Source organism: Saccharothrix longispora, assembly GCF_030852425.1.
Lineage (GTDB): Bacteria > Actinomycetota > Actinomycetes > Mycobacteriales > Pseudonocardiaceae > Actinosynnema > Actinosynnema longispora.
The window spans coordinates 40,172-62,186 of the sequence record NZ_NSDM01000016.1; the positions used below are offsets into that span (position 1 = coordinate 40,172).

Sequence of the window (22,015 nt, forward strand, 5' to 3'; positions counted from 1 at the left end):
GAGGAGAGCGCATGTCGCGCGGCCAGTTGGCTCCGACACCCCACGACCCGGACGAGCGGGGTCACTTCGGGCCGTGGGGCGGCCGGTTCATGCCGGAAGCCCTGATCGCCGCGGTGGACGAGCTCGCCGCGTTCTACGAGAAGGCCCGGGTCGACCCGGAGTTCCTGGACGAGTTCGCCCGGCTGCTGCGCGACTTCGCGGGCCGCCCGTCGCTGCTCACCGAGGCGCCGAAGTTCGCGGCGCACGCGGGCGGCGCGCGGGTGTTCCTCAAGCGCGAGGACCTCAACCACACCGGCTCGCACAAGATCAACAACGTGCTGGGCCAGGCGTTGCTGACCAAGCGCATGGGCAAGAGGCGGGTCATCGCCGAGACCGGCGCGGGCCAGCACGGCGTGGCCACGGCCACCGCGTGCGCGCTGATGGGCCTGGACTGCGTCATCTACATGGGCGAGGTCGACACCGAGCGGCAGGCGCTCAACGTGGCCCGGATGCGGCTGCTCGGCGCCGAGGTCGTCCCGGTGAAGAACGGCTCGCGGACGCTCAAGGACGCGATCAACGAGGCGCTGCGCGACTGGGTCGCCAACGTCGACGACACGCACTACCTGCTCGGCACCGCGGCGGGACCGCACCCGTTCCCGGTGCTCGTGCGCGACTTCCACCGCGTCATCGGCATCGAGGCGCGGCAGCAGGTCCTGGAGAAGGCGGGGCGCCTGCCCGACGTCGTCGCCGCGTGCGTCGGCGGCGGGTCGAACGCGATCGGCATCTTCCACGGCTTCATCGACGACCCGTCCGTGCGGTTGGTCGGCCTGGAGCCGGGCGGCGACGGCATCGAGACCGCGCGGCACGGCGCCACCCTCACCAAGGGCACGCCGGGCTCGCTGCACGGGGCCATGTCGTACGTCCTCCAGGACGCCGACGGGCAGATCGCCGAGGCGCACTCCATCTCGGCGGGCCTGGACTACCCGGGCGTCGGTCCCGAGCACGCCCACCTCAAGGACATCGGCCGCGCCGAGTACCGGCCGGTGACGAACGCGGAGGCCATGGACGCGTTCGCCCTGCTCTCCCGCGAGGAGGGCATCATCCCGGCGGTCGAGTCGGCGCACGCGCTGGCCGGCGCGATCAAGCTCGGCCGCGAGCTGGGACCGGAGTCGCTCATCCTGGTGAACCTGTCCGGGCGCGGCGACAAGGACATGGACACCGCCGTCAAGTGGTTCGGGCTGGGAGTGGACGCATGAGCAGGCTTGCCCCGCTGTTCGAGGCGTGCCGGGCGGAGTCGCGCGCGGCGCTGATCGGCTACCTGCCCGCCGGGTACCCCACCGTCGAGGGCTCGAAGGACGTGCTGCGGACCATGGTGTCGTCCGGGTGCGACCTGGTGGAGGTCGGCCTGCCGTTCTCCGACCCGGTGATGGACGGCCCCACCATCCAGCGCGCGGCCGAGCGGGCGCTGCGCGAGGGCTTCCGGGTGCGCGACCTGTTCGGCGTGGTCGAGTCGGTGGCGTCGGCGGGCGGGCGGGCGGTCGTCATGACCTACTGGAACCCGGTGCTGGCGTACGGCGTGGACCGCTTCGCGCGCGACCTGGCGGCGGCCGGCGGCCTGGGCGTCATCACGCCCGACCTGGTGCCCGACGAGGGCGCGGAGTGGATCGCCGCGACCGAGGAGCACGACCTGGACCGGATCTTCCTGGTCGCGCCGTCGTCGACGGAGGAGAGGATCGCGATGACCGCCCGGTCGTCGCGGGGGTTCCTGTACGCGACGTCGGTGATGGGCGTGACGGGTGCGCGCGACGTCGTGTCGTCGGCCGCTCCGGCGCTGGTCGGGCGGGTGCGCGAGCACACCGACCTGCCGGTGGGCGTGGGGCTGGGCGTGCGGAACGGCGCGCAGGCGGCCGAGCTGGCGGCGTTCGCGGACGGCGTGATCGTGGGGTCCGCGTTCGTGTCGGCGGTCGAGGACGGCACGGTGGAGGCGCTGACCCGGGAGCTGGCCGGCGGGGTCCGTCGCGAGACCGCAACGGTGTAGCGCGCACGCTCGGGTGAACGACGCGGTCCGGGGGCTGTGAGGGCCGGAACCGTCGGTGGGCGCGGGCACAGCGGGCTCGTGGCCGCCCACCCCGCTCCCTCCTTCCACACGACAGGGGAGCACGTCGAGAGCGCCCGCGGCCGGGACGGCGTGCCGGAGCGCGAACGCCCCTTCCCGGTAACAATCGAGCTGTCGGCGCAGAGCACCCCCGGGCACCCACTACGGTGGTCGGCGTGGTGACGACTTACCTCGCGACGATCCCCAGCCCGGACCAGGGCGTCTGGCAGCTGGGACCGATCCCGATCCGCGCCTACGCCCTGTGCATCATCGCCGGCATCGTCGCGGCGATCTGGTGGGGTGAGCGCCGCTGGGTGGCCCGCGGCGGGCTGAAGGGCGAGGTCACGGACATCGCGGTCTTCGCGGTGCCCTTCGGCCTGGTCGGCGGCCGGCTCTACCACGTGGCGACGGACTACCACAAGTACTTCGGCGAGGGGCGCAACCCGCTGGAGGCGCTGGCCATCTGGAACGGCGGCCTCGGCATCTGGGGCGCCATCGCGCTGGGCGGCGTGGGCGCGTGGATCGCGTGCCGCCGCAAGGGCATCCCGCTGCCCGCGATGGCGGACGCGCTGGCGCCCGGCATCGTGCTGGCGCAGGCCATCGGCCGCCTCGGCAACTACTTCAACCAGGAGCTCTACGGCGGTCCCACCACGCTGCCCTGGGGCCTGGAGATCTACGAGCGGGTCGACCCGGACACCGGGTTCAAGGACGAGCTGGGCGGCGTCGCGCTGGACCACACGCCGATCGACGTCGTGCACCCCACGTTCCTCTACGAGCTGCTGTGGAACGTCGGCGTCGCGCTGCTGATCGTGTGGGCCGACCGCCGCTTCCGCCTCGGCCACGGCAGGGTGTTCGCGCTGTACGTCGCGGGCTACACGGCGGGCCGCTTCTGGATCGAGATCATGCGCGTCGACCCGGCCACCCAGGTCTTCGGCATGCGCATCAACGTCATCACCTCGGTCCTGGTGTTCCTCGGCGCGGTCGCCTACTTCGTGCTGGCCGCGAAGAAGGGCGACCGCGAGGTCATCGTGCGGCCCGACCCCGACGGCGAGCAGGACGACGCCGGAGGGGCGACCGGCGCGGGGAGGACCGGCGCGGGGGAGACCGCCGCGGACCGGACGGCGACCGGCGACACCACCGGCGACACCACCGGCGACACCGCCGGGGTGCCCGACAGGAAGACGGTGCCGGACACCGATCCCGGGGACCACGGCGACAAGCCGGGCCAGTAGGCGACCGTGCGCATCCTCGTCGTCGAGGACGACGACCGGGTGGCGCGCGGCCTGCTCACCGCCCTGAAGCACGCGGGCTACGAGGTCCACCGGGTGGGCACGGCCGCGTCGGCGCTGACGGCCCCGGCCGCGGACGTCGTGCTGCTGGACCTCGGCCTGCCCGACGGTGACGGCCTGGACGTGCTGCGCGAGCTGCGCCGCCGCCCGGGCACGGCGGTCATCACCGTGACCGCCCGCGGCGAGGAGCGCGAACGGGTCCTCGGCCTGCGCCTGGGCGCCGACGACTACGTGGTCAAGCCGTTCGGCACGGCCGAGCTGCTGGCCCGCGTCGAGGCGGTGCTGCGCCGCACCCGCGCGGCCCGCGCCGCCGAGCGCGAGCACCGCGGGCACGAGGTCACGCTCGGTCCGCTGACCCTGGACCCGGCGAGCCGGGAGGCCAGGGTGGACGGCGTGCCCGTGCCGCTGACCCGCAAGGAGTTCGACCTCCTCGCGCTGCTGGTGGGCCGCGCGGGCACGGTGGTCAGCCGCGACCTGATCGTGGACCAGGTGTGGCAGGCGCACTGGGAGGCGCCGTCGCGCACCCTCGACACGCACATCGCGGCCCTGCGCGGCAAGCTCGGGGACGCGGTCCGCATCGAGACGATCCGGGGTGTGGGCTACCGCGCGGCGGCGACCCACACCCCGTGAGCTCACCAGGTGTGCGCGACGTCCACGACGACCCGCCCCGGCAGGGTGAACACCCGGAACGGCAGCCGGGCGCGCGTGCCCAGGCCGATCGTCGTCCGCCCCTCGAACGACCCGGCCCACGCCGCCTGCCGGAACGTCGCGTAGCCGGTCACGTCGACCAGCTCCCGCCGGTCGGCCGGGGTGTAGGTCGGGTTGCCGCCGCCGTCGTACGCGGGGGAGGAGACGGCGACCTGGAGCTTGCCGCCACCGCGCAGGGGGACCACGTTGCCGGACCCCTCCTGCGTCACCTCGCTCACGTACCCGACCGAGTAGCCCTCGTTCACCCCGCTGAAGTCGAACACCAGCCGGTCGAAGCACTCGTGCTGCCCGGCGCGGACGTTCGTCAGCGCGCCCTGGGTGCCCGACGCGACGACCTCGTCGCCCGAGCCCCAGTCGACCGGCGCGCACGCGTCGGCCGCCGTCGCCGCGCCCGGCGCGGCCAGGGCCACGCCCAGCACCGCCGCGAGCAGCAGCGCAGTTCTGCGTACCATTTCCACTCCCCCTCGTCACGGGCCACCACGGCCCTCGACCTGGATGACGCGGACCACCCCGGGGAGGTTGCCCCACGTGCTGCGCCGCCTGCTGGCCCTGATCGTGCCGCTGCTCGTCGCGCTGGTGGCGGCCCTGGGCGTGCCGCTCGCGTTCGCGGTGGTGCAGCGGGAGAGCCAGGAGACGTACCTGGACCGGCTGGGCGACGCGAGCCGGTTCGCCTCGCTGGCGGAGAACGCCCTGGCGTCCGGCCGCCTCACGGCGCTGCGCGAGGAACTGGTCCGCTACGACCGGCTGTACGGCATCCGGGCGGGTCTGATCGGCACGGACGGCGCGGTGGTGGCGGCGTCGCGGGAGCCGTTCGACCTGACCGACCCGACCGTGACCACGGGCCTGGAGGCGGCGTTCGGCGGCTACCGGGGTGAGACGGACCAGTCGGTGTGGCCGTGGGAGGACGTCGACCTGGTCGTCGTCGAACCGGTGGGCCGCGACAGCGAGGTGGTCGCGGCCGTGGTGACGGTCTCGCCGACGGGCGGCCTGCGCTCGGCGATCCTGCGCCAGTGGGGCCTGCTGGCCCTCGTCGGCCTGGTGCCGATGCTGGGGGTGGCGGCGGTGGCGTGGCCGATGTCGCGGTGGGTGCTGCGGCCGGTCCGCAGGTTGGACGAGGCCACCGCCGCGGTCGCCGGCGGCGAGCTGGACGCGCGGGCCGACGAGGTGGGCGGGCCACCGGAGCTGCGCAGGCTCGCGACGAGCTTCAACGCCATGGTCGGCGTGGTCGGCCGGGCGCTGCGCCGGCAGCGGGCGTTCGTCTCCGACGCCTCCCACCAGCTGCGCAACCCGCTGGCGAGCCTGCGCCTGGCGGTGGACAACCTGGAGCCGCACGTGACCGGCGAGGAGGGGCGCGAGGCGCACCGCATCGCGGTGGACGAGGCCGAGGAGATGGGCCGCGTGCTGGACACCCTGCTGGCCGCGACCCGCCTGGACAGCGCCTCCGCCGCCGAACCGGTCGAGGTGGACGGCCTGCTCGCCACGCACGTGCCGGGCTGGCGGGCGCTGGCGTCGGCGGGCGGGGTGGGCCTCGACGTGGACGTGCCGCCGGACCTGCGGGTCCTGGAGCCGCCCGGCGGCCTGGGCAGCGTGCTCGACGAGCTGGTCGGCAACGCGATCCGGCTGTCCGGCGGCACCCGCGTGCGGGTCTGGGGCCGGACCGCCGACGGGCGGGTGGAGTTGCACGTCACCGACGACGGGACGGGCCTGACCGAGCGGGAGCGCGCCGACGCCCTGGGCCGCTTCTGGCGCGCGCCGCGCCACCAGAACGTCGCGGGCACCGGCCTGGGCCTGTCGATCTGCGCGGAGCTGATCGAGTCGGCGGGCGGCGCGCTGACCCTGCGCGCCGCCGAGCCGCACGGCCTGGACGCGGTGGTCCGGCTCCACGCGCGGCACCGGTAGCGTGCCGCTGTGACCGGTCCCGCGGGAGGCGCGCTGCGCTGGGTGGAACGCCGCGCCGCGCGGGTGGTGGGTTCGCGGGGGCTGCGCGAGGGCGGGTCGCCCTGGCTGCTCGACCTCGACGGACGTCCCCCGGCCGTGCTCCGGACCGGCCGGCACGACCCGGACGTCCGCGCGCGGTTCGTGACCGAGGTCGCGGCGCTGCGGCTCGCGGAGCGGCACGCCCTGCCGACGCCGAGGGTGCTCGCGGCCGACGTCGACGGCGCGGAGGCCGGCTCCCCGGCGCTGCTCACCACGGCGCTGCCCGGCCGCAGCGCGATGCCGCCCGACCCGCCCGCCTCCCGGCTGAGGGCGCTGGGCGCCGCCGCGGCGGCCCTCCACGAGGTCGTCGTGGACCCGCGGCCGGGGCTGCCGGTCCGCCGGTGGCCCATGGACGGACCGGGTGGCGGGTTCGTCCGCGTCCGCGACGCGGTCGGGTCGGCGCCGGTCGCCGAGGCCGTGGCGCGGGTGGACCGCCTGCCCGCGCCGGTCGGGCCGACCGTGCTCGTCCACGCCGACCTGTGGCTGGGCAACGTGCTGTGGGTCGGCGACGAGGTGTCCGGGGTCGTCGACTGGGAGTGCGCGGGTGTCGGCGCGCCCGGCGTCGACCTGGGGAACCTGCGCTGCGACGCGGCGATGCTGCTCGGCGGGGACGCCCCCGACCTGGTGCTCGACGGGTGGTGCGCCGCGGCGGGCGGGCCGGCGCGGGACGTCGCCCGGTGGGACGTGGTGGCCGCGCTGAGCGGCCCGGCCGACGTGGCGGCCTGGCTGCCCGCGATCCACGACCAGGGCCGCACCGACCTGACGGCGGACGTCCTGGCGCGTCGCCGGGACGCGTTCCTGCGCGCCGCGCTCGACCGGTGGGCGGGTTGACGGCGGGCGGTCAGCGCTTGTTCGCCCGGAACCAGCGCTCGGCGCCGCGGTGCAGTGGCACCTGGCCGGTGGCGATGCCGGTGCGCACGTTGATGCGGCTCGCCTCCGGGTGGTCGGCCGCGATGCGGGCGGACTCGGTGAAGACGGTCCGGGTCACCACCTCGACGAGGTCGGCGGACAGCGAGGTGCGGGCCAGCAGGAGGTTCGGCACGGCGAACGTGCGGCACGGGCCGAGGCCGGCGTAGGTGGTCGCCGGGATCGTCGCGGGCACGTACGGGCCGCGGTAGGTGTCGGCCAGCAGCTCGGCCTCCTCGGGCAGGTCCAGCAGGCGCAGGGGGAACGTGCCGAGGATGCCGCTGACCGCCGGGGTGGGGATGCCGGTCAGCGCGAACAGGGCGTCCAGCTCGCCCCCGGCCAGCCGGTGCGCGGCCTCGTCGTGGGCCATGTTCCGTGCGTCCACCGGCACGTCGAGCAGGTCGAGCAGGCGGGTGGCGGTGAACTCGGAGCCCGACTCGACCGGGCCGAACGACACCGGCCTGCCCGCCAGGTCGGCCAGCCGCCGGACCGGCGCGGACGCGGGCACGACGACCTGCATGAAGCTGTCGTAGAGCCGGCCCACCGCGCTGATGCCGTTCGGGTCGTCCGCGCTGAGCAGGGCGCCGTCGACCGGGTCCAGTGAGGACAGTCCCAGGTGGACCTGTCCCTCCGCCAGCAGCCGCACGTTCTCCACCGACGCGCCGGTCGGGCGGGCGACGACGCGGGTGGCGGGCAGTCGGTCGGCCAGCGCCTCGGCGAGGGCGCCGCCGACCTCCTGGAACACCGCGCCGTCGGGACCGGTGGCGAGCACCAGCTCCTCCGGGGCGGGGACCTCCGCGGCGGTGCAGGCGGGCACGCCCGCCGCGAGGGCGGCGAGCAGCACCGAGCGCCGGGAGACGGGCACGCGTCGCAGGTTAACCCCGACGGCCGGTGAACGGGGTGTTACGTCAGAGGGACCTGAAGTTTCCCCGCGCGCCCTTTACCGGGCCCCGGCGTGTGCCCAGGATCACGACCCAACCCCACAGTCGCGATGGAGCCCCTGGAGGAGTCGTGGTCGCGAAGACCGAGACCCGTAAACCGATCTGGAAGCACCTGTACTTCTGGGTGCTGGTGTCGATCGTGCTCGGCGTCGTCGTCGGCTACGCCTTCCCCGCGCAGGCGTCGGGCATGAAGTGGCTCGCCGACTTCTTCGTCGCCCTGGTGAAGGTCGTCATCGCGCCCACCATCTTCTGCACGATCGTGGTGGGCATCGCGGGCCTGGGCAACCTCGCCAAGGCGGGCGGCCTGGCGCTGCGCACCATCCTGTACTTCACCGCCATGACCACGGTCGCGCTGGCGATCGGCCTGCTCGTGGTGAACGTCGTGCAGCCCGGCCACCACGGCCCGGCCATCCCGATCAACGACGACGCCGCCGCGAAGACCCTGGAGGACGCCAAGACCGCGGAGACCGGGGTCACCGGGTTCATCCTCAGCCTGGTGCCGAAGTCGTTCTTCGGCGCGTTCACCGACGGCCAGCTCATCCAGGTCCTGGTGGTCGCGGTCCTGGTCGCGGTGGCCGTGGCGGGCATGGGCAGGACCGGCGAGCGGGTCGTGCGGGCCCTGGACACCGTCGCCAAGGTCATGTTCGGCGTCATCAAGATCGTCATGTACGCGGCGCCGATCGGCGCGTTCGGCGGCATCGCGTACACGATCGGCAAGTTCGGCGGCACGATCCTGGGCAAGCTCGCCTGGCTGATGGGCTCCTTCTACGCCACCTGCCTGCTGTTCGTCCTGCTGGTGCTGGGCGGCGTGGCGCTCTACGCCGGGTTCTCGATCTTCAAGTTCCTCCGCTACATCAAGGACGAGCTGCTGATCGTGCTCGGCACGTCGTCCAGCGAGTCGGTGCTGCCCCGGATGCTGGTCAAGATGGAGGCGGCGGGCGCGGACAAGTCGGTGGTCGGCCTGACCATCCCGACCGGCTACTCGTTCAACCTCGACGGCACGTGCATCTACCTGACCATGGGCGCGATCTTCATCGCCCAGGCCACCGGCACGGACGTCGGCCTCGGCACCCAGATCGGCCTGCTGCTGTTCATGCTGCTGGCCAGCAAGGGCGCGGCGGGCGTCACCGGCGCGGGCCTGGTCACCCTCGCCGCCTCGCTGAGCGCGTTCGAGGCGAACAGCGCCATCCCGGCCGTCGGCATCGCCCTGATCGTGGGCATCGACCGGTTCATGTCCGAGGCGCGGGCCATCACCAACGTCATCGGCAACGGCGTGGGCACGCTGGTCGTGGCCCGCTGGCAGGGCCAGCTGGACCGGGACCGGCTCAGGGAGGTCCTCGACGACCCGGACCGGGTCGACGTGGACGCCCTGATGGACCGTCGGCACGGCGAGGACGAGGTCGAGGAGGAGCAGCCCGCCGGCGCGGGCGCCCGCTGACACCCCTCCGTCGGCAGCTGTCCGCCGACGTGCCCGCGCACGCACGAGGCCCCGGCGCTCCCGAGAGCGCCGGGGCCTCCGGCATTCGAGACGCTGTGGTCCGGATCACCGACACGGGTCACCCGGGCGTGTCACGCGGCTCTCACCGCGGGGCGGTGCGCCTACCGGTCGGTTATGCTTAACAACGCGTAACAACGTCGGCCCCACTGTCGTTCCGGGGAATCGAATCGTTACGCGTCGACGACCGAGATCACCCGAAGGATGGTGTGGTTCGGTTTCACGACTGTTAAAGTCGCGTCAACACGCGGGCCATCGTCGTCCCGTGCCCAGCAGCCGGAATCCAGGAACTGGACACGAGGACTCGTTCTCTAGCAGGACGACGAAGGAGGTCTGCGCAGTGATCTTCTCCGCCATCCCGTCCCCGCAGGGGCTCTACGACCCGACTGCGGAGCGTGACGCCTGCGGTGTGGCCATGGTCGCCGACATCCGGGGCCGGCGTTCGCACGACATCGTCGTCGACGCGCTCACCGCGCTGGCCAACCTCGAACACCGCGGCGCCGCGGGCGCGGAGCCCACCAGCGGCGACGGCGCGGGCATCCTGCTCCAGCTGCCCGACGCCTTCCTGCGCGACGTCCTCGACTTCGAGCTGCCCGGGGCGGGCGGCTACGCGGCGGGCATCGCGTTCCTGCCCGCGGACGCCGGGCAGCGGGCCGAGGCCGTCGGGCTGGCCGAGCGGATCGCCGCCGAGGAGGGCCTGGTCGTCCTGGGCTGGCGCGACGTGCCGACCGACCCGGACAACGCCGGCATCGGCCCCACCGCCCGCTCGGTGATGCCGCACTTCGCGATGCTGGTGGTCCGCGGCGAGGACGGCCGCACCGGCGTCGACCTGGACCGCCTCACGTTCGCCCTGCGCAAGCGGGTCGAGCACGAGTCCGCCGCGGCCGGCGCGGGCACCTACTTCCCGTCGCTGTCCGCCCGGACGATCGTCTACAAGGGCATGCTGACCACGGGCCAGCTGCCCGCGTTCTTCCCCGACCTGCGCGACGAGCGGCTCGCGTCCGCCATCGCCCTGGTCCACTCCCGCTTCTCCACCAACACCTTCCCGTCGTGGCCGCTGGCGCACCCGTTCCGGTACGTCGCCCACAACGGCGAGATCAACACCGTGCGCGGCAACCGCAACCGCATGCGGGCCCGCGAGGCGCTGCTGGCCTCCGACCTCATCCCGGGCGACCTGACGAGGCTGTTCCCGATCTGCCACCCCGAGGGCTCGGACTCGGCCAGCTTCGACGAGGTGCTGGAGCTGCTGCACCTCGGCGGCCGGAGCCTGCCGCACGCGGTGCTGATGATGATCCCCGAGGCGTGGGAGAACCACGTGTCGATGGACCCGAAGCGCCGCGCGTTCTACGAGTTCCACGCCAGCCTGATGGAGCCGTGGGACGGCCCGGCCTGCGTCACGTTCACCGACGGCTCCCTGGTCGGCGCGGTGCTCGACCGCAACGGCCTGCGCCCGGCCCGCTGGTGGCAGACCGCCGACGGCCGCGTCGTGCTGGCCTCCGAGACCGGCGTGCTCGACGTGCCCCCGGACCAGGTCGTGGCCAAGGGCCGCCTCCAGCCGGGCCGGATGTTCCTGGTCGACACCGCGCAGGGCCGCCTGGTCGACGACGACGAGGTCAAGTCCCGGCTCGCCGAGGAGTCGCCCTACGACGAGTGGCTGCACGCGGGCCTGCTGGAGCTGGCCGACCTCGCCGACCGCGAGCACGTCGTGCAGAGCCACGAGTCGGTGGTGCGCCGCCAGCTCACCTTCGGCTACACGGAGGAGGAGCTGCGCGTCCTGCTCGCCCCGATGTCCACGGCGGGCGCCGAGCCGCTCGGCTCGATGGGCACCGACACCCCGGTCGCCGCGCTCTCGCAGCGCTCGCGCCTGCTCTACGACTACTTCGTGCAGAACTTCGCCCAGGTCACCAACCCGCCGCTGGACGCGATCCGCGAGGAGATCGTCACCAGCGTCTCGCGGGTGATGGGCCCGGAGCAGAACCTGCTGGAGCCCGGCCCGGTCAGCTGCCGCCACATCAAGCTGACCTACCCGGTCATCGACAACGACGAGCTGGCCAAGCTCATCCACATCAACGACGACGGCGACCTCCCGGGCTTCGCGTGCACCGTCCTGTCCGGCCTGTACGAGGTGGACGGCGGCGGCGCGGCCCTGGCGGAGGCCGTCGAGCGGGTGCGCCGCGAGGCGTCCGAGGCCATCGCGAACGGCGCGCGCACCCTGGTGCTGTCCGACCGCGACTCCGACCACCGGATGGCGCCGATCCCGTCGCTGCTCCTGGTCTCCGCGGTGCACCACCACCTGGTCCGCACCAAGGAGCGGCTGCGCGTGGCGCTCGTCGTGGAGACGGGCGACGCCCGCGAGGTGCACCACATCGCCGCGCTGCTCGGCTACGGCGCCGCCGCCGTCAACCCGTACCTGGCGTTCGAGACGATCGAGGACCTGATCGCGCAGGGCGCGATCACCGGCATCGAGCCGCGCAAAGCCGTGCGCAACTACGTGACCGCGCTGGTCAAGGGCACCCTGAAGATCATGTCCAAGATGGGCATCTCCACGGTCGGCGCGTACACCGCCGCCCAGGTCTTCGAGGCCGTCGGCCTGTCGAAGGACCTGCTGGACGAGTACTTCACCGGCACGGTGTCGAAGCTCGGCGGGGCGGGCCTGGACGTGCTGGCCGAGGAGGTGGCGCTGCGCCACCGCCGCGCCCACCCGGACAACCCGACCGACCGGGTGCACCGCAGGCTGGAGGTCGGCGGCGAGTACGCCTACCGCCGCGAGGGCGAGCTGCACCTGTTCACGCCGGAGACGGTGTTCCTGCTCCAGCACGCCACCAGGACCGGCAAGGAGGACGTGTACCGCCGCTACACCTCCGAGGTGGAGGCGCTGTCCCGCCAGGGCGGCACGCTGCGCGGCCTGTTCAGCCTCAGGACCGCGGGCCGCACCCCGGTCCCGATCGACGAGGTCGAGCCGGTCTCCTCGATCGTCAAGCGCTTCAACACCGGCGCCATGTCCTACGGCTCGATCTCGGCCGAGGCGCACGAGACGCTGGCCATCGCGATGAACCGGCTCGGCGGCCGGTCCAACAGCGGCGAGGGCGGCGAGGACCCGGAGCGCCTGTACGACCCGGAGCGGCGCAGCGCGGTCAAGCAGGTCGCGTCCGGCCGGTTCGGCGTCACCAGCGAGTACCTGGTCAACGCCAGCGACATCCAGATCAAGATGGCGCAGGGCGCGAAGCCCGGCGAGGGCGGCCAGCTGCCCGGCTACAAGGTGTACCCGTGGATCGCGCGCACCCGGCACTCCACGCCGGGCGTGGGCCTCATCTCGCCGCCGCCGCACCACGACATCTACTCGATCGAGGACCTCGCCCAGCTCATCCACGACCTGAAGAACGCCAACGAGCAGGCCCGCGTGCACGTCAAGCTGGTCAGCGAGGTCGGCGTCGGCACGGTCGCGGCGGGCGTCGCCAAGGCGCACGCGGACGTCGTGCTCGTCTCCGGCCACGACGGCGGCACCGGCGCGTCCCCGCTCAACTCGCTCAAGCACGCGGGCACGCCCTGGGAGATCGGCCTCGCCGAGACCCAGCAGACGCTGCTGCTCAACGGCCTGCGCGACCGCATCACCGTGCAGGTGGACGGCGCGCTGCGCACCGGCCGCGACGTGGTGGTCGCCGCGCTGCTCGGCGCCGAGGAGTTCGGCTTCGCCACCGCCCCGCTGATCGTCGCGGGCTGCGTCATGATGCGCGTCTGCCACCTCGACACCTGCCCGGTGGGCGTGGCGACGCAGAACCCGGAGCTCCGCAAGCGCTACACCGGCCAGGCCGACCACGTGGTGAACTTCTTCCACTTCGTCGCCCAGGAGGTTCGGGAGCACCTGGCCGCGCTCGGCTTCCGCACCATCGACGAGGCCGTCGGCCACGCCGAGCTGCTGGAGACCGACCGGGCCGTCGAGCACTGGAAGGCGGCCGGGCTGGACCTGTCGCCGGTGTTCGCGGTGCCCGAGACCCCGTACCGCACGGCCAAGCGCAAGGTCCGCGAGCAGGACCACGGCCTCGCGCAGGCCCTGGACCGCACGCTCATCCAGCTCGCCGAGGCGGCGCTGGAGGACGCGCACCCCGTGCGGCTGGAGCTGCCGCTGCGCAACGTCAACCGCACGGTCGGCACCCTGCTCGGCGCGGAGGTCACCCGCCGCTTCGGCGGCGACGGCCTGCCCGACGACACGATCCACGTGACGCTCACCGGCTCGGCCGGCCAGTCCCTCGGCGCGTTCGTGCCGCGCGGCATCACGCTGGAGATGGTCGGAGACGCCAACGACTACGTCGGCAAGGGCCTGTCCGGCGGCCGGATCGTGGTCCGCCCGCACCCGGACGCGCCGTTCGCCGCCGAGCGGCAGGTCATCGCGGGCAACGTGATCGGCTACGGTGCGACGGCGGGCGAGATCTTCCTGCGCGGGCGCGTCGGCGAGCGGTTCTGCGTGCGCAACTCGGGCGCGCTGGCCGTCGCCGAGGGCGTCGGCGACCACGCGTTCGAGTACATGACCGGCGGCCGGGCCGTGGTGCTCGGGCCGACCGGCCGCAACCTGGCCGCGGGCATGTCCGGCGGCATCGCGTACGTGCTCGACCTGGACCCGGCGGCGGTCAACCGGGCGCAGGTCGAGCTCCAGCGGCCCGGCGCGGACGACCTGCGCTGGCTCCGCGAGGTGGTGGAGAAGCACCACAAGCTCACCGGTTCGGCGGTGGCCGCGTCGCTGCTCGGCGACTGGCCCCGGCGTTCCGCCGCGTTCACCAAGGTCATGCCCGGCGACTACCAGCGCGTGCTCGAAGCGATGAGGCTCGCCCGCGCGGAGGGTCGGGACGTGGACCAGGCGATCATGGAGGCCAGCCGTGGCTGACCCGTACGGTTTCTTGAAGCACTCCCGCGCCGAGGCGAAGAAGCGCCCGGTGTCCGAGCGGCTGGGCGACTGGGACGAGGTGTACCTCGACGTCGAGCCCGACGTGCGCGACTCGCAGGTGCGCACCCAGGCGTCGCGGTGCATGGACTGCGGCGTCCCGTTCTGCCACTCGGGGTCCGCGGGCTGCCCGCTGGGCAACCTGATCCCGGAGTGGAACGACCTGGTCCGCCGGGGCGACTGGGGCCAGGCGTCGGAGCGGTTGCACGCGACGAACAACTTCCCGGAGTTCACCGGGCGGCTGTGCCCCGCGCCGTGCGAGGCGGCGTGCGTGCTGTCGATCAGCCACGACGCGGGCGGCCCGGTCGCGATCAAGCGCGTCGAGCAGACCATCGCGGACGTGTCCTGGGAGCAGGGGCTGGTGCAGCCCAGCCAGTCGCAGGTCGTGTCGGGCAGGCGGGTCGCGGTCGTCGGCTCCGGCCCGGCCGGGCTGGCGGCGGCCCAGCAGTTGACGCGCGCGGGCCACGAGGTCACCGTGTTCGAGCGGGACGACCGGCTCGGCGGCCTGCTGCGCTACGGCATCCCCGAGTTCAAGATGGAGAAGAAGGTCCTGGACCGGCGGCTCGCGCAGCTCCGCAAGGAGGGCACGAGGTTCGTCACCGGCTGCGAGGTCGGCGTGGACCTGACCGTCGAGGAGCTGCGGGAGAAGTTCGACGCCGTGGTGCTGGCGGTGGGCGCGCTGCGCGGCCGCGACGACACCACGACGCCGGGCCGCGAGCTGGCCGGCGTCCACCTGGCGATGGAGCACCTCGTGCCCGCGAACCGGGCGTGCGAGGGCGACGGGGCCCCGTCGATCGACGCGGCCGGCAAGCACGTCGTGATCATCGGCGGCGGCGACACCGGCGCCGACTGCTACGGCACGGCGGCCCGCCAGGGCGCGGCCTCGGTGCTCCAGCTCGACCAGTACCCGATGCCGCCGTCGCGGCGCGACGACGAGCGCTCGCCGTGGCCGGTGTGGCCGTGGGTGCTGCGCACCTACCCCGCGCACGAGGAGGCGGGCGAGCGGAAGTTCGCGGTGGCCGTCGAGAAGTTCGTCGGCGACGAGGACGGGCACGTGCGGCAGATCCAGCTGCGCAAGGTGCGGGTGGAGCGGGACGCCTCGGGCCGGCGCGTGGTCGTGCCGACGTCCGAGGAGGTCGAGCTGCTGCCCGCCGACCTGGTGCTGCTGGCGATCGGCTTCGAGGGCGTCGAGCACATGCCGCTGCTCGACGGCCTGGGCATCGACCTCACCTCGCGGGGCACCGTCTCGTGCGGCTCGGACTGGCAGACGCAGGCCCCCGGCGTGTTCGTCTGCGGCGACGCCCACCGCGGCGCGTCCCTCGTCGTGTGGGCCATCGCGGAGGGCCGCTCGGTGGCCAACGCGGTGGACCGCTTCCTGACCGGCTCGTCCGACCTGCCGGCGCCGGTGATCCCCAACCAGCTCCCGCTCGCCGTGGTGTAGGCGCCCCGCCGGCCGTCCCCGACAACGGCGTCGGGGACGGCCGCACCCGTCAGCCGAAGCTGACCCGTCCGAGCCAGAAGTCGAGCAGCGCGCGGTCGCCGACGACGTCCGGCGGGGCCTGCCTGCCGTACACGGTCAGCAGCAGGTCCACCACCGGTCCGCGCACCGCCACGGCCGACTTCTCGTGCGCCCGCCGCCACGTGACGCGGTCACCGGTCAGGTCCACCACCCACTCGGCGTCGTCGGCGTCCGTGGCGTGCAGGTGCAGCGTGCGGCCGGGGCCGAGGAGCTCGCGGCGCTCCGGGTGGAACTCGACCATCTCCGGCAGGGCGCCCAGCTCCATCCACTCGTCGAGCGCGTCCACGGCGACCTCGGGCGCCACCTCGACCGGCTCGCCCAGCGCCAGGGCGGCGTCGACGCGGTGCACGAGCGTCTCGTGCGTGAAGCGGCGGGCCCAGAAGACCGGCTTCCCGCCCGGCGCGGCGGTCCACACCTCGGCCTCCGGCCCGGCCTCGCCCAGGGCGTCCGACAGCTGCCGCGCCCCCTCGACGAGCCACGTGCCGTGGTCGGCGGGGTGCTCGTCGGGCTCGACGCGCAGGGCGTCGTCGGGCAGCGGTTCGACGGCCCTGCTCCGGACGACCTCCTCGACCCACCGGTGCCCCGCGCCGACGTGGTGGAGGAGCCTGCCGAGGTCCCAGCCCGGGCACGTCGGCACGGGCGTCGCCAAGTCCGCGCCGTCCACCTGCGACACCAGCTGCTCGGTCTGGGTGACGATCTCCGTGCGGTAGCGGTCGAAGCTCAGGCCTGCCATGGGGATCACCGTAGCGCCGGGGCACCGGACGTAGACTGCGCGCCGTGGAGTTCACCGGCTTCGGCGAGTACGCCATCGACTTCTTCGACGGGCTCGTGGTCGACAACTCGAAGCCCTACTGGGACGAGCACAAGCACGTCTACCACTCCGACGTCCGCGCGCCGATGGAGGCGCTGCTCGCCGCCCTGGAGCCGGAGTTCGGCAAGGGCAAGGTGTTCCGGCCGTACCGGGACGTGCGGTTCAGCAAGGACAAGACGCCCTACAAGGACCACTGCGGCGGCGTGGTCGAGCTGGGCCGCGGCGGGGGCGCGCACTACGTGCAGGTCGGACCGGAGGGCCTGTTCGTGGCCGGCGGGTCGTTCGCGATGGCCCCCGACCAGCTCGCGCGCTACCGCGAGTCCGTCGCCGACGACGTGCGCGGCGAGCGGCTGGAGAAGCTGGTCGCGGGCCTCGTCGACGCCGGGTGGGAGCTTCGCGGCGACAAGCTCAAGCGCGCGCCGCGCGGCGCCGACCCCGGGCACCCCCGGATCGAGCTGCTCAAGCACCGGCGGATCTACGTGGCGAAGGTGTGGCCGCCCGACGACGTCCTGCACGAGCCGGGCAGCCTGGAGCGCGTCCGCGACGCGTGGCGCGACGTCACCCCGCTGGTCGACTGGTGCGCCGACCACGTCGGCCTCAGCGAGGTCGGCTTCCGCCGCTGACCGGCAGCAGCCGGAACACCAGCGCGCCGACCGCGACGCCCGCCACGTCCACCAGCGCGTCCAGCACGTCGCCGCCGCGCCCCAGCGCGGTCAGGAGCCACTGGAGCACCTCCGAGACCGCCGCGTAGCCGACCAGGCCCGCCAGCAGCGGCACGCGCGGCAGCCGGGCGTACAGGCCCGTGGCCGCGAGCAGGGCGAACAGCAGGCAGTGGACGACCTTGTCCGTCCCCGGCGGGGAGTCCGGCACACCTGACTGCGGGGTGAACAGGACGATGACGCTCAGCAACGCCGCGGTCACGAACGGAAGGATTCTCGGGCCCACGAGGGCCATTCTCCCCGTTTCGCGGAGGTTACCCCCGGGTACATCCTGATCGGTCCAGTGACAAGGACTACTCTGACCTAACGTGAGTCGACGCGCGAAGATCGTCTGTACGATGGGCCCTGCCACCGGGACCGAGGACAAGGTCAACGAGTTGGTGGCGGCCGGTATGGACGTGGCCCGGATGAACTTCAGCCACGGCAGCCATGCCGACCACAAGCAGGTCTACGACCTCGTCCGCAACGCGGCCGACGCGTCGGGGCGCGCGGTGGGCATCCTCGCCGACCTCCAGGGACCCAAGATCCGGCTCGGCCGGTTCGCCCACGGTCCGGTCGAGTGGCGCACCGGTGACGTCGTTCGGGTGACCGTCGAGGACGTCGAGGGCACCCACGACCGGGTCTCCACCACCTACAAGCAGCTGGCCCAGGACGCCAAGGCCGGTGACCGCCTCCTGGTGGACGACGGCAAGGTCGGCCTGACCGTGCTCGAGGTCGACGGCCCCGACGTCGTCTGCGAGGTCACCGAGGGTGGCCCCGTCAGCAACAACAAGGGCCTGTCCCTGCCCGGCATGGACGTCTCCGTGCCGGCCCTGTCCGAGAAGGACATCGAGGACCTGGAGTTCGCGCTCAACCTGGGCGTGGACTTCATCGCCCTGTCGTTCGTGCGCTCGCCCGCGGACATCGACCTGGTCCACCAGGTCATGGACCGGGTCGGCCACGGCCGCAAGCCCGTCATCGCCAAGATCGAGAAGCCCGAGGCGGTCGACAACCTCGAAGCCATCGTGCTCGCGTTCGACGGCGTGATGGTCGCCCGCGGCGACCTCGGCGTCGAGCTGCCGCTGGAGCACGTCCCGCTGGTGCAGAAGCGCGCGATCCAGATCGCCCGCGAGAACGCCAAGCCGGTGATCGTGGCCACCCAGATGCTCGACTCGATGATCACCAACTCCCGCCCGACCCGCGCCGAGACGTCCGACGTCGCGAACGCGGTGCTCGACGGCGCGGACGCGCTGATGCTGTCCGGCGAGACCTCGGTCGGCCGGTACGCCATCGAGTCGGTGCGGACCATGGGCCGCATCATCGAGGCCGTCGAGACCGAGTCCGTCGTGGTCCCGCCGCTGACGCACGTCCCGCGCACCAAGCGCGGCGTCATCTCCTACGCGGCGCGCGACATCGGCGAGCGGCTGAACGCCAAGGCCCTCGTCGCGTTCACCCAGTCCGGTGACACCGTGCGGCGGCTGGCCCGGCTGCACACGCACCTGCCGCTGCTGGCGTTCACGCCGGAGCCGAGCGTGCGCAGTCAGCTTGCTCTCACCTGGGGCACGGAGACGTTCATCGTGCCTAAGGTGGACTCCACCGACGAGATGGTCCGCCAGGTGGACCTGTCCATGCTGTCGATCGGCCGCTACCAGGCGGGCGACCTGATGGTGGTCGTGGCAGGCTCCCCGCCGGGGACCATCGGCTCCACCAACCTCATCCGGGTCCACCGCCTGGGGGAGGAAGACCACGCTTAGGAGATGACGTGACCGAGGCTGCCCGTGCCGCGGCTACCGCCGGGTTCTCGGACGTACCCCGGGACGCGGACGGCGTCCCGCACGGGCAGCCCGTGCTCGACCGCCTCGTCGCGCTGCTGGACCTGGAGCGCGTCGAGGAGAACATCTTCCGCGGGGTGTCGCCCGCCGAGTCGCCCGTGCGGGTGTTCGGCGGGCAGGTCGCCGGCCAGGCGCTGGTGGCGGCCGGCCGGACCGTCGAGCCGGACCGGCGCGTGCACTCCCTGCACTCGTACTTCATCCGCGGGGGCGACCCGCGCATCCCGATCGTGTACGAGGTGGACCGCATCCGCGACGGCCGCTCGTTCACGACCCGCCGCGTGGTGGCCGTCCAGCGCGGCAAGGCGATCTTCTCCCTGTCGGCGTCCTTCCAGCTCGACGAGCCCGGCCTGGACCACCAGGAGCCGATGCCCGACGTGCCGTCGCCGGAGGAGCTGCCCACCTACGCCGAGTCGGCCGCCGGGTACCTGGAGAAGGTCGGCATGGCCCGGCTGCCCCGGCCGATCGACATCCGCTACGTGACCACGCCGCCGTGGAAGGCCCGCGAGGACGGCCCGTCCGAGGCCCGCAGCCAGGTGTGGATGAGGGCGGACGGCACGCTGCCCGACGACGACCTGCTGCACGTGTGCGTGCTGGCGTACGCCTCCGACATGACCCTGCTGGACTCGGTGCTGGTCAAGCACGGCGTGTACTGGGGCACGGACAAGGTACTGGGCGCGAGCCTCGACCACGCCATGTGGTTCCACCGCCGCTTCCGCGCCGACGAGTGGTTCCTGTACGACTGCGCCTCGCCGTCCGCGTCGGGCGCGCGCGGCCTGGCCACGGGCCGCTTCTACGCCCGGGACGGGCAGTTGGCCGCGACCGTGGTCCAGGAGGGCCTGCTGCGGGTGCTGGACTAGCGGCCCGCGCGCCGCGGGTGACCCGGGTCACCCGCCCGGCACGCCACACGTGCGGGTGAGCCGGCCCCACAAGAGCATGACCACCCGTGCGACCGGCGTGACGGCGCCGACCGACGCCCGCGAGGGACCGCCACCCGAAGGCGACCGGGAGCTGTGGCTGCGCGCCACCTCCCGGGGCCCGGACGCGGACGCCGCGTTCACCGCCCTGTTCGAGCGGCACGCCGAGGCGGTGTGGAACTACGCCTACCGGCTCACCGCGTCCTGGAGCAGCGCCGATGACCTGCTGTCGGCGACGTTCCTCACCGCCTGGCGGCTGCGGTCCCGGGTGGTGCTCGCCCGCGAGTCGGCCCGTCCGTGGCTGTTCACCGTCACCGCCAACCTGGCCCGCGACGAACGCCGCGCCGGCGCCCGCCTGGTGCGCCTGCTCCGGCGGCTGGGCGCCCGCGAACCGCACGCCGACCACGCCGAGGGCGTCGCCGACTCCGACGTCGCCGCGCGCAGGCTGCGAGCGGTGCTCGCCGCCGTCGAGCGGCTGCCCCGCGCCGAGCGGGAGATCACCCGGCTGTGCCTGCTCGGCGGCATGTCCGCGGCGGACGCCTCCCGGCTGCTCGGCATCACCGAGGCCACCGTGCGCTCCCGCGTGTCCCGCGCCCGTGCCCGACTCCGCGACCTCACCCAGGGGGACGACGATGCATGACCTCGACCTGCCCTCCGAGCGCCCGCTGCCCGACGACGTGCGCGGCGCGGCCCGGCTGAAGCTCCACGAGGGGATGCGCCGGCGCCGGTCCCCGCGCGCGCCGGCGGCGGTGGCGGCGGCGGTGGCCGTCGCGGGGATCGCGGCGGTCGCGGCGTTCCCGCCCGCCGGGACCGCCGTGGACCCGGCCGAGCGGCGGGCGGCGGTCCCCGAACTCCCGATGCCCGACCAGGGGAGCTGGTACCGGGTCCGCGAGGGGGAGGCCCCCGGCGGCGCGGCGTCCCGCTGCGGCGGCGCGGAGGGGTGGGTGCCGATCGCCACCGCGTCCAAGGACCGCGTGGACCTGGTCGCCTTCACGACCCCCGCCGGCGTGGTGTTCTGCGAGCTGACGCCCCGCGCGGTCACCGCGTCCGCGCCGGTCGCCGACCCGGGAGCCCTCGCGGTGTCCTTCGCCACCGCCACCGGCTCGCTGGCCGGGTTCACCGGGCCCGACCCGCGGAAGTTCGCCCTGGGCCCCGACGCGGAGTCGCCGAGGGCGTACACCGCCCGCTTCGGCGCCGTCTGGCTCGCGCCCAACTCGTACCGGCCCGCCATCGACCGGGCCACCACCGACCGGCTCACCGCCGTCCGCGAGGTGGGCGACTCCTCGGAACTCCAGGAGCACACCGCCCTGGTGGCGCCCGCACCGCCGGCGACCGTCGTCGACCGGGACGGCCCAGGCGGTGACCGCACCAGCCCCGAGGGGGCCCGCCTGGGGCGGTGCCTGGCCGCCCACCAGCCGCCGGTGGCCGACCCCGACGCGTGGCGGCCCGGGATGGACACGGCCGCCGCGCTCGGCGAGTCGATCCAGCTGGGCTTCTACGACGGGCTCCTGGTGACCTGCCACGCCGACGGCAGGAGCGCCGTGCAGGACCTGACCCGCGAGGTCGAAGCCCCGTCGCACGTCGGCGTCGTCGGCCGCACCGTGCGCGGGACGACCGCCTACCACGGCTTCACGCCGGAGACCGATCCCGAGAGCGGCGTGGAGTACACGGCGAGCGACTCGCTCGCCCTGCTGGCGGAGGTGCTGGACGACCGGGTGGCCACCGTCGTCCTGTCCGTGACCGGGCGGGACGAGGTGACCGCCGAACCGGTCGCCGGCAGCGTCGCCCTCCCCGTGCCGGGCGGGGCCGCCGCGGGGGTGTCGGGCACGGTGACCACCCGCGACGCGGCCGGCGCGGTGCTGGAGACCATCGCCTTCGGGTGAGCCCGCGGCCGTGCCACCGGGAAGGCCCCGGT

General features: G+C 73.9%; 18 protein-coding genes. 14 read left to right on the plus strand and 4 right to left on the minus strand.

Annotated features, from left to right (window positions below; all coding sequences use genetic code 11):
• Positions 1 to 11: 11 nt before the first annotated feature.
• The 4 genes from trpB to CKY47_RS30555 all read left to right on the plus strand — a co-directional run bounded on the left by trpB (position 12) and on the right by CKY47_RS30555 (position 3,993).
• Positions 12 to 1,235 (plus strand): tryptophan synthase subunit beta, encoded by a 1,224-nt coding sequence (gene trpB / locus CKY47_RS30540; protein WP_306749788.1) that lies wholly within the window; start codon positions 12 to 14, stop codon positions 1,233 to 1,235.
• The gene (gene trpA, locus CKY47_RS30545; protein ID WP_306749789.1) at positions 1,232 to 2,017 is read left to right on the plus strand and encodes a tryptophan synthase subunit alpha; all 786 of its coding nucleotides are present in this window, start codon (positions 1,232 to 1,234) and stop codon (positions 2,015 to 2,017) included. The genes trpB and trpA overlap by 4 nt, the downstream gene beginning before the upstream one ends.
• A gap of 236 nt (positions 2,018 to 2,253) precedes the next feature.
• Positions 2,254 to 3,306: a prolipoprotein diacylglyceryl transferase gene (lgt, locus tag CKY47_RS30550; protein ID WP_306749874.1), complete on the plus strand. Its 1,053-nt coding sequence runs from the start codon at positions 2,254 to 2,256 to the stop codon at positions 3,304 to 3,306.
• 6 nt (positions 3,307 to 3,312) lie between these two features.
• A complete protein-coding gene (locus CKY47_RS30555; RefSeq protein WP_306749790.1) occupies positions 3,313 to 3,993 on the plus strand; it encodes a response regulator transcription factor in 681 nt (226 codons plus the stop codon).
• 2 nt (positions 3,994 to 3,995) lie between these two features.
• Here the strand turns inward: CKY47_RS30555 and CKY47_RS30560 are convergent, their stop codons facing one another.
• Positions 3,996 to 4,523 carry an AMIN-like domain-containing (lipo)protein gene (locus tag CKY47_RS30560; protein ID WP_306749791.1) on the minus strand — a complete coding sequence of 176 codons (528 nt, stop codon included), beginning with the start codon at positions 4,521 to 4,523 and terminating at the stop codon, positions 3,996 to 3,998.
• Positions 4,524 to 4,566: 43 nt separating this feature from the next.
• Here CKY47_RS30560 and CKY47_RS30565 point away from each other — a divergent pair, with 43 nt between their 5' ends.
• Together CKY47_RS30565 and CKY47_RS30570 are read left to right on the plus strand one after the other, a co-directional pair.
• The gene (locus CKY47_RS30565) at positions 4,567 to 5,970 is read left to right on the plus strand and encodes a sensor histidine kinase (RefSeq protein WP_306749792.1); all 1,404 of its coding nucleotides are present in this window, start codon (positions 4,567 to 4,569) and stop codon (positions 5,968 to 5,970) included.
• Positions 5,971 to 5,979: 9 nt separating this feature from the next.
• Entirely contained in the window at positions 5,980 to 6,879 is a 900-nt protein-coding gene (locus CKY47_RS30570; RefSeq protein ID WP_306749793.1) for a phosphotransferase family protein, read from the plus strand.
• A gap of 10 nt (positions 6,880 to 6,889) precedes the next feature.
• Here the strand turns inward: CKY47_RS30570 and CKY47_RS30575 are convergent, their stop codons facing one another.
• Positions 6,890 to 7,819, minus strand: a complete 930-nt coding sequence (locus CKY47_RS30575; protein WP_306749794.1) for a TAXI family TRAP transporter solute-binding subunit — start codon at positions 7,817 to 7,819, stop codon at positions 6,890 to 6,892.
• Positions 7,820 to 7,965: 146 nt separating this feature from the next.
• On the opposite strand from CKY47_RS30575, the gene dctA reads away from it, so the two are divergent.
• From dctA to CKY47_RS30590, 3 genes are all read left to right on the plus strand, one after another.
• A complete protein-coding gene (gene dctA / locus CKY47_RS30580; RefSeq protein WP_306749795.1) occupies positions 7,966 to 9,333 on the plus strand; it encodes a C4-dicarboxylate transporter DctA in 1,368 nt (455 codons plus the stop codon).
• 397 nt (positions 9,334 to 9,730) lie between these two features.
• The gene (gene gltB, locus CKY47_RS30585) at positions 9,731 to 14,269 is read left to right on the plus strand and encodes a glutamate synthase large subunit (protein WP_306749796.1); all 4,539 of its coding nucleotides are present in this window, start codon (positions 9,731 to 9,733) and stop codon (positions 14,267 to 14,269) included.
• Positions 14,262 to 15,767 carry a glutamate synthase subunit beta gene (locus CKY47_RS30590; protein ID WP_306749797.1) on the plus strand — a complete coding sequence of 502 codons (1,506 nt, stop codon included), beginning with the start codon at positions 14,262 to 14,264 and terminating at the stop codon, positions 15,765 to 15,767. Before gltB ends, CKY47_RS30590 begins: the two co-directional genes overlap by 8 nt.
• Positions 15,768 to 15,816: 49 nt before the next feature.
• Here CKY47_RS30590 and CKY47_RS30595 read toward each other — a convergent pair whose 3' ends face one another.
• A complete protein-coding gene (locus CKY47_RS30595) occupies positions 15,817 to 16,578 on the minus strand; it encodes a maleylpyruvate isomerase family mycothiol-dependent enzyme (protein WP_306749798.1) in 762 nt (253 codons plus the stop codon).
• A 44-nt stretch (positions 16,579 to 16,622) separates the two neighbouring features.
• On the opposite strand from CKY47_RS30595, the gene CKY47_RS30600 reads away from it, so the two are divergent.
• Complete coding sequence (locus CKY47_RS30600; protein ID WP_306749799.1) at positions 16,623 to 17,279, plus strand: DUF2461 domain-containing protein; 657 nt, start codon at positions 16,623 to 16,625, stop codon at positions 17,277 to 17,279.
• Here CKY47_RS30600 and CKY47_RS30605 read toward each other — a convergent pair.
• Positions 17,254 to 17,577: a VanZ family protein gene (locus tag CKY47_RS30605; RefSeq protein WP_306749800.1), complete on the minus strand. Its 324-nt coding sequence runs from the start codon at positions 17,575 to 17,577 to the stop codon at positions 17,254 to 17,256. The two genes, CKY47_RS30600 and CKY47_RS30605, sit on opposite strands and share 26 nt — an antisense overlap.
• A 106-nt stretch (positions 17,578 to 17,683) precedes the next feature.
• On the opposite strand from CKY47_RS30605, the gene pyk reads away from it, so the two are divergent.
• From pyk to CKY47_RS30625, 4 genes are all read left to right on the plus strand, one after another.
• Positions 17,684 to 19,108: a pyruvate kinase gene (gene pyk, locus CKY47_RS30610; RefSeq protein WP_306749801.1), complete on the plus strand. Its 1,425-nt coding sequence runs from the start codon at positions 17,684 to 17,686 to the stop codon at positions 19,106 to 19,108.
• A gap of 8 nt (positions 19,109 to 19,116) precedes the next feature.
• On the plus strand, positions 19,117 to 20,043 hold the full coding sequence (tesB, locus tag CKY47_RS30615) for an acyl-CoA thioesterase II (RefSeq protein ID WP_306749802.1): 927 nt from the start codon (positions 19,117 to 19,119) through the stop codon (positions 20,041 to 20,043).
• Between the two features lie 76 nt (positions 20,044 to 20,119).
• Positions 20,120 to 20,740, plus strand: a complete 621-nt coding sequence (locus tag CKY47_RS30620) for an RNA polymerase sigma factor (RefSeq protein WP_306749803.1) — start codon at positions 20,120 to 20,122, stop codon at positions 20,738 to 20,740.
• Complete coding sequence (locus CKY47_RS30625) at positions 20,733 to 21,983, plus strand: hypothetical protein (RefSeq protein WP_306749804.1); 1,251 nt, start codon at positions 20,733 to 20,735, stop codon at positions 21,981 to 21,983. The genes CKY47_RS30620 and CKY47_RS30625 overlap by 8 nt, the downstream gene beginning before the upstream one ends.
• Positions 21,984 to 22,015 lie beyond the last annotated feature (32 nt).